The sequence below is a fragment of the Streptomyces sp. NPDC007162 genome (genome assembly GCF_040634175.1).
GTDB lineage: Bacteria > Actinomycetota > Actinomycetes > Streptomycetales > Streptomycetaceae > Streptomyces.
On record NZ_JBEYFC010000455.1, the window covers coordinates 1 to 7,223 of the forward strand.

General features: G+C 70.2%; 7 protein-coding genes and 1 tRNA gene. 5 read left to right on the forward strand and 3 right to left on the reverse strand.

Features of this window, described 5'->3' with window-relative positions; all coding sequences use genetic code 11:
* Positions 1-126: 126 nt before the first annotated feature.
* The gene (locus tag ABZ646_RS35760) at positions 127-1,182 is read left to right on the forward strand and encodes a UDP-N-acetylmuramate dehydrogenase (protein WP_360528537.1); all 1,056 of its coding nucleotides are present in this window, start codon (positions 127-129) and stop codon (positions 1,180-1,182) included.
* A 10-nt stretch (positions 1,183-1,192) separates the two neighbouring features.
* On the opposite strand, the gene ABZ646_RS35765 is transcribed toward ABZ646_RS35760, so the two are convergent.
* Positions 1,193-1,822 carry an NAD(P)H-binding protein gene (locus tag ABZ646_RS35765; RefSeq protein WP_360528540.1) on the reverse strand — a complete coding sequence of 210 codons (630 nt, stop codon included), beginning with the start codon at positions 1,820-1,822 and terminating at the stop codon, positions 1,193-1,195.
* Between the two features lie 147 nt (positions 1,823-1,969).
* On the opposite strand from ABZ646_RS35765, the gene ABZ646_RS35770 reads away from it, so the two are divergent.
* Complete coding sequence (locus tag ABZ646_RS35770; protein WP_360528543.1) at positions 1,970-2,593, forward strand: helix-turn-helix domain-containing protein; 624 nt, start codon at positions 1,970-1,972, stop codon at positions 2,591-2,593.
* Positions 2,594-3,045: 452 nt separating this feature from the next.
* Here ABZ646_RS35770 and ABZ646_RS35775 read toward each other — a convergent pair whose 3' ends face one another.
* Both ABZ646_RS35775 and ABZ646_RS35780 read right to left on the reverse strand, forming a co-directional pair.
* Positions 3,046-4,086, reverse strand: a complete 1,041-nt coding sequence (locus ABZ646_RS35775; protein ID WP_360528546.1) for an adenosine deaminase — start codon at positions 4,084-4,086, stop codon at positions 3,046-3,048.
* Positions 4,087-4,217: 131 nt separating this feature from the next.
* On the reverse strand, positions 4,218-5,444 hold the full coding sequence (locus ABZ646_RS35780; RefSeq protein ID WP_360528549.1) for a pyridoxal phosphate-dependent aminotransferase: 1,227 nt from the start codon (positions 5,442-5,444) through the stop codon (positions 4,218-4,220).
* A gap of 261 nt (positions 5,445-5,705) precedes the next feature.
* Between ABZ646_RS35780 and ABZ646_RS35785 the strand changes: the two genes are divergently transcribed.
* From ABZ646_RS35785 to nusG, 3 genes are all read left to right on the forward strand, one after another.
* Positions 5,706-5,778 (forward strand) — tRNA-Trp (locus ABZ646_RS35785).
* Positions 5,779-5,886: 108 nt separating this feature from the next.
* On the forward strand, positions 5,887-6,171 hold the full coding sequence (gene secE / locus ABZ646_RS35790) for a preprotein translocase subunit SecE (RefSeq protein WP_132890224.1): 285 nt from the start codon (positions 5,887-5,889) through the stop codon (positions 6,169-6,171).
* 80 nt (positions 6,172-6,251) lie between these two features.
* A complete protein-coding gene (gene nusG, locus ABZ646_RS35795) occupies positions 6,252-7,115 on the forward strand; it encodes a transcription termination/antitermination protein NusG (protein WP_360528553.1) in 864 nt (287 codons plus the stop codon).
* The last annotated feature ends 108 nt before the right edge of the window (positions 7,116-7,223 follow it).

The window sequence follows — 7,223 nt, forward strand, 5'->3', positions numbered from 1 at the left end:
GGTTTTGTATTTCCACCGGGTCGGGCCGGCGGCGCGGCGCGGGCCCCGTTCGCCGGAACGGGGCCCCACGCGCGCGTGCGGATCGGGAAGGCGGCGCTGTCGGTGGCGTCTCGTAGTCTTGGGCGCGTGCAGGAACTCCACGACGCCCCCCTCGCCCCCCTCACCACTTTCCGGCTCGGCGGCCCCGCCACCCGCCTGGTCACCGCGACCACCGACGCGGAGGTGATCGCCGCGGTCCGGGCCGCCGACGGCAGCGGGACCCCGCTGCTCGTCATCGGCGGCGGATCGAACCTGGTCATCGGCGACAAGGGCTTCGACGGCACGGCCCTGCGCATCGCCACCACCGGTTTCGAACTGCGCGGTACGACGGTGGAGCTGGCGGCCGGCGAGGTGTGGACGGACGCGGTCGCCCGCACCGTCGAAGCCGGACTGGCCGGCGTCGAGTGCCTCGCCGGGATCCCGGGATCGGCGGGAGCCACCCCGATCCAGAACGTGGGAGCGTACGGCCAGGAGGTGTCCTCGACCATCACCGAGGTCGTCGCGTACGACCGCCGGGCCGGCGAGACCGTGACGCTCACCAACGCGGAGTGCGCGTTCTCCTACCGGCACAGCCGGTTCAAGGAGGACCCCGAGCGGTACGTCGTGCTGCGCGTCCGCTTCGCGCTGGAGGACGCGGACGGGCTGTCGGCGCCGGTGCGCTACGCCGAGGCCGCGCGGGCGCTCGGCGTGCAACCGGGGGACCGGGTGCCGCTGGCCGACGCCCGGGAGACCGTGCTGAAGCTGCGTGCGGGGAAAGGCATGGTGCTGGACCCCGAGGACCACGACACCTGGTCCGCCGGGTCCTTCTTCACCAACCCGATCCTCACGGACGCAGAGTTCGCCGACTTCCACGCGCGCGTGCGGGAGCGGCTGGGCGACGGGGCCGAGCCGCCGGCCTATCCGGCGGGGGAGGGACGTACCAAGACCTCGGCGGCCTGGCTGATCGACAAGGCCGGGTTCGGCAAGGGGTACGGCAGCGGGGCGGCCCGGATCTCCACCAAGCACACGCTGGCGCTGACCAACCGCGGCGGCGCGACCACCGAGGATCTGCTGGAGCTGGCGCGGGAGGTCGTCGCGGGCGTTCACCAGGCCTTCGGCGTGACCCTCGTCAACGAGCCGGTGACCGTCGGCGTGAGCCTCTAGGGAACGCGGCTCAGTAGGCCACCCCCACCCCCTGCTTCACGGTCGCCTCGTCGTCGACCGCCGCCAGCATCGCGTGCGCCACGTCCGCCCGTGCGATGAAGCGGCCCTTCGGCGGGAAGCCGCCGATCACGGTGCGGTAGGTGCCGGTGAGGGGCTTGTCCTGGAGGCGGGGCGGGCGGACCGACGTCCAGTCCGTGGAACTGCGGGACAGCTCCGCCTCCATCTCGCGCAGGTCGTCGTAGACGGCCTTGAGGATCTTCGAGATCAGCGCGCGGGCCGCGCGGTCCACGAGACCGTCGTCCGGTTCCGGGCCCACCGGTGCCGCACTGACCACCACGAGCCGCCGCACCTCGGCCGCGTCCATCGAGGACAGAACGGTGCGGGTCAGACGCGTGGCGACCCCGGCGTCCTTGGTGCTGCGCGGGCCGAGGCCGGACAGGACCGCGTCCCGGCCCGCGACCGCCGGGCGGACCGCCTCGGGGTCGGTGAGGTCCGCGCGGACAACCTCCAGGCCGGGCCCGGTCACGGTCAGCCGGGCCGGGTCGCGGACGATCGCCGTCACCCGGTGCCCGGACGCCAGCGCCTGACCGACGATCTCCCGGCCGATCCCACCGGTCGCGCCGAAGACAGTGAGGTTCATGACTGCTCCCGTTGCATCCGTACAGCAGGGTGGGTGAGTGTTCACTCACCCGTGTGTCCTCTAGGATGAGTAAGTACTTACCCACCCGTCAAGGCTCTTCGGCGCATTCGTCGGACCCAACGAAGGGGCATGTGATCCTTGGGCGTCATGCAGCAGAAACCGGCCCGCGTCCGCATCCTTGACGCCGCACACGAGCTGATGCGCACCGTCGGACTCGCCCGTGCCACCACCAAGGAGATCGCCAAGGCGGCCGGCTGCTCCGAAGCGGCGCTGTACAAGTACTTCCCCAGCAAGGAAGAACTGTTCGTGCACGTCCTGACCGAGCGGCTGCCGCGGCTGCTGCCGCTGCTCGACGAACTCACCGTCGAACCCGGCCGGGGCGCCCTGGAGGACAACCTCACCCAGATCGCCCGCCAGGCCGCCCTCTTCTACGAGGAGAGCTTCCCGATCGCCGCATCCCTCTACGCGGAACAGCAGCTCAAACGGAAGCTCGACGACCGGCTGCGCACCATCGGCGCCGGACCGCATCTGCCGATGAGGGCCCTCGACGCCTACCTGCGCGCCGAGCAGGCGGCTGGCCGGGTCCGCCTCGACGCCGACACCTCCGCGGCCGCCGCCCTGCTGCTCGGCGCCTGCGTCCAGCGCGTCTTCGGCTACGACGCGACACCGACCGGCGAACGCCCCCCGGTGGACGCGTTCGCCGCGCGGATCACCCGCACCCTGCTGGGCGGAATCTCCGTTGTCGAGGACCCGGCCCGCCTGGGACCCTGACGCGATGAGGCATCCCGCTCGCGGCTGAGACTGCGCGAGTACCGGCCCCGCACCGGACCGTACGAACACCGGGTCGTCCAGCCGCGGCAGCCGCTGCGCCACACCTCACTGCGCGCCCCCGTGCCGATCGGCACACTCCTGTGCGACCACGACGGGCTCAACCGGCTCGCCGGGATGTTCTCCTTCGCCGCGTACTCGCGGCACACGATCGTCCATGTGCCGCTGCGCGACAGCGTGCCGCCCGACGAGGGTGAGGGGCCGCTCGTCGATCTCGTCCTGGTCCACGAGACGCTCGGGCTGCGGGCTTCCCGGTGGCCCGAATCGCCCCACCACCGACGAGGCGCGACGAGGTGCGGCACACCACCCACGCGCGATGTCCCTGGCCTACGCGGCCGGCTGGGGCCCGCGCCAGAAGGGCGTACCCGCCGTACGCCCACTTCCGCAGGCCCTGATCAGGGCAGCGGGGCGGTCAGCCAGGCGTCGATGCCCCTCAGCAGCTCCGCCTTCATGGCCTCGGGTGCCGCCGAGCCCCGTACCGACTGCCGGGCCAGCTCCGCCAGCTCCGCGTCCGTGAAACCGTGGTGCACGCGCGCGATGTCGTACTGGGCCGCCAGCCGGGAGCCGAACAGCAGCGGGTCGTCGGCGCCCAGGGCCAGCGGGACCCCCGCCTCGAAGAGGGTCCGCAACGGGACGTCATCGGGCTTCTCGTAGACGCCCAGGGCGACGTTGGAGGCCGGGCACACCTCGCAGGTGATGCCCCGGTCCGCCAGCCGCTTGAGCAGCCGCGGGTCCTCCGCCGCCCGCACCCCGTGCCCGATCCGGGAGGCGTGCAGGTCGTCCAGGCAGTCCCGGACCGACGCGGGGCCGGTCAGCTCGCCCCCGTGCGGGGCCGCCAGCAGCCCGCCCTCGCGTGCGATGTGGAACGCCCGGTCGAAGTCCCGGGCCATGCCCCGCCGCTCGTCGTTCGAGAGACCGAAGCCGACCACGCCGCGGTCCGCGTAGCGCACCGCGAGACGGGCGAGTGTGCGCGCGTCCAGGGGGTGCTTCATACGGTTCGCGGCGACCAGTACGCGCATGCCGAGCCCGGTCTCCCTGGACGTCGTCTCCACCGCGTCCAGGATGATCTCCAGGGCCGGGATCAGACCGCCCAGGCGCGGGGCGTACGACGTCGGGTCCACCTGGATCTCCAGCCAGCCCGAACCGTCCCTCAGGTCCTCCTCGGCGGCCTCGCGCACGAGTCGCCGGATGTCGTCGGGCTCTCTGAGGCAGGAGCGCGCGGCGTCGTACAGCCGCTGGAAGCGGAACCAGCCGCGTTCGTCGGTGGCCCGCAGCCTCGGTGGTTCGCCGCTGGTCAGAGCATCGGTGAGCGCCTCGGGGAGGCGTACGCCGTACTTGTCGGCCAGTTCCAGGACGGTGCCCGGCCGCATCGAACCGGTGAAGTGCAGATGCAGGTGTGCCTTGGGCAGTTCAGAGACATCACGTACGTGCTCCATTCCAGGATCCTGCCGTACACACCTGCCGTACCGGTAGCCGATTGCCCGTTAGTGGCCTTGCTCGCACACGAGAACGGGCCGCCTCCCCGCAGGGAAGCGGCCCGCACGCGCGCGTGGAGCGTGAAAAGACGTCAGTCCTTCGCCTCGGCCAGCAGCTTCTGCATCCGGCTCACGCCCTCGGCGAGGTCCTCGTCACCGAGCGCGTACGACAGCCGCAGGTAGCCGGGCGTGCCGAAGGCCTCGCCGGGTACGACCGCGACCTCGGCCTCCTCCAGGATCAGCTCGGCCAGCTCCACCGAGGAGGCCGGGCGCCGGCCGCGGATCTCCTTGCCGAGCAGCGCCTTGACCGACGGGTACGCGTAGAAGGCACCCTCGGGCTCCGGGCAGAGGACGCCGTCGATCTCGTTGAGCATGCGGACGATCGTCCTGCGGCGCCGGTCGAAGGCCTCGCGCATCTTCGCGACCGCGTCCAGGTCGCCGGAGACGGCGGCCAGGGCGGCGACCTGCGCCACGTTGGAGACGTTCGAGGTGGCGTGCGACTGGAGGTTCGTGGCCGCCTTGACGACGTCCTTGGGGCCGATGACCCAGCCGACCCGCCAGCCGGTCATCGCGTACGTCTTGGCGACACCGTTGACGACGATGCACTTGTCGCGCAGCTCGGGCAGGATCGCCGGCAGCGAGGTGAACTTCGCGTTGCCGTAGACCAGGTGCTCGTAGATCTCGTCGGTGAGGACCCACAGGCCGTGCTCGACGGCCCAGCGGCCGATCGCCTCGGTCTCGGCCTCGCTGTAGACGGCGCCGGTCGGGTTCGACGGGGAGACGAACAGCACGACCTTCGTCTTCTCGGTGCGCGCCGCCTCCAGCTGCTCGACGGAGACCCGGTACCCGGTGGTCTCGTCGGCGACGACCTCCACCGGGACACCGCCGGCGAGACGGATGGACTCCGGGTACGTCGTCCAGTACGGGGCGGGCACGATGACCTCGTCACCAGGGTCGAGGATCGCGGCGAAGGCCTCGTAGATGGCCTGCTTGCCGCCGTTGGTGACCAGGACCTGGGAGGCGTCGACCTCGTAGCCGGAGTCGCGCAGCGTCTTCGCGGCGATGGCGGCCTTGAGCTCGGGCAGACCGCCGGCCGGGGTGTACCGGTGGTACTTCGGGTTCTTGCAGGCCTCGATCGCGGCGTCGACGATGTAGTCCGGGGTCGGGAAGTCGGGCTCACCGGCGCCGAAGCCGATCACCGGGCGCCCGGCGGCCTTCAGGGCCTTGGCCTTGGCGTCCACGGCGAGGGTGGCGGACTCGGAGATCGCGCCGACTCGGGCGGAGACCCGGCGCTCGGTGGGAGGGGTTGCAGCGCTCATGGACCCATCGTTCCAGACCGGAAACCTGCCCGGCACGCCGGTTTCACAGACTGAACAGCTTCGGGCCGAACCGTGAACAAGCGTGCGGATCCGGCCTCCGGCCAGGGCGATCTTCGGTACGACTGCCCCGGACTGGCGCTTTCTGTTCGACGCGGCGCCACGGAGCACGTACACTCTCACCTCGTTGGCCTTCAGCAGACGCGGCCGAGACGGTGCACACACCGAGCACCCGTCCGGATGCGGTACGTTGGGGGACACCAAAGGGTCGTAGCTCAATTGGTAGAGCACCGGTCTCCAAAACCGGCGGTTGGGGGTTCAAGTCCCTCCGGCCCTGCTACACACACCGCCAGGATGTGTGCGCATGTACGTACAAGCATTGCACCGCCGTGCGGCTCTGGAACCGGGCGCGGCACGGCCACGACCCGGGATCAGGTGAGGACGAATGACGGACGCCGTGGGCTCCATCGATACTCCTGATGCCGATGAGGTGCCCGAGTCCAAGAAGAAGGCCCGCAAGGGCGGCAAGCGTGCCAAGAAGGGCCCGCTGAAGCGCCTCGCCACCTTCTACCGCCAGATCATCGCGGAGCTCCGCAAGGTCGTCTGGCCGACTCGCAACCAGCTGACGTCGTACACCACCGTGGTGATCTTCTTCGTCGCCATCATGATCGCTCTGGTGACCGTGATTGACTATGGACTCAACCACGCTGCCAAGTACGTCTTCGGCTGAGCACAGAGCGAAGGGCGCCGTGGTAGCGGCGCCCGTTTTCGCATGTTCCACCCCTATGTATCCAGGAAGAAGCAGCCATCGTGTCTGACCCGAACCTGAACGACGCCGTCGAGCCCGCCGAGACCGTCGACGACGAGCTGGACATCGTCGAGGGCGCGGACGAGCAGGACGAGTTCGAGGCTGCCGAGGCCGACCTGGGGGAGCCGGCCGAGGAGGCCGCGGTCCACGTCGAGGACGAGGAAGCGGACGAGGCCGACGAGACGGACGACGACGCCGAAGAGGCCGCCGATGAGCTCGAAGAGGCCGAGGAAGAGCCCGCCGAGCCGGTCGACCCCGTCGTCGCCCTGCGCGAGGAACTGCGCACGCTTCCCGGCGAGTGGTACGTCATCCACACCTACGCCGGCTACGAGAACCGCGTGAAGACCAACCTGGAGCAGCGCGCCGTCTCGCTGAACGTCGAGGACTACATCTTCCAGGCCGAGGTGCCGCAGGAGGAGGTCGTCCAGATCAAGAACGGCGACCGCAAGACGATCAAGCAGAACAAGCTGCCCGGTTACGTCCTCGTCCGCATGGACCTGACCAACGAGTCCTGGGGCGTCGTCCGCAACACCCCCGGCGTCACCGGCTTCGTCGGCAACGCCTACGACCCCTACCCGCTGACCCTGGACGAGATCGTCAAGATGCTCGCCCCCGAGGCCGAGGAGAAGGCGGCGCGCGAGGCCGCCGAGGCCGAGGGCAAGCCGGCGCCGCAGCGCAAGGTCGAGGTCCAGGTGCTGGACTTCGAGGTGGGCGACTCGGTCACCGTCACGGACGGCCCGTTCGCCACCCTGCAGGCCACCATCAACGAGATCAACGCCGACTCCAAGAAGGTCAAGGGTCTGGTGGAGATCTTCGGGCGGGAGACGCCGGTGGAGCTGTCGTTCGACCAGATCCAGAAGAACTAGCTCCTCCCAGCTTCTTCTGGACGTCACGCTCACGAGTGGGACGTAAAGCTTCCGAGCAGGTCAGGCAGGTGCCTGACCTGCTCGGTTTTTGGCCGCGCATCTATACCC

Coding starts and splice junctions, on each gene's coding strand:
- ABZ646_RS35765 (WP_360528540.1), bottom strand. CDS start 1,822: ATGAACCTCACTGTCTTCGGCGCGACCGGTGGGATCGGCCGGGAGATC.
- ABZ646_RS35780 (WP_360528549.1), bottom strand. CDS start 5,444: ATGAGCGCTGCAACCCCTCCCACCGAGCGCCGGGTCTCCGCCCGAGTC.
- ABZ646_RS35775 (WP_360528546.1), bottom strand. CDS start 4,086: ATGGAGCACGTACGTGATGTCTCTGAACTGCCCAAGGCACACCTGCAT.
- secE (WP_132890224.1), top strand. CDS start 5,887: ATGACGGACGCCGTGGGCTCCATCGATACTCCTGATGCCGATGAGGTG.
- ABZ646_RS35770 (WP_360528543.1), top strand. CDS start 1,970: ATGCAGCAGAAACCGGCCCGCGTCCGCATCCTTGACGCCGCACACGAG.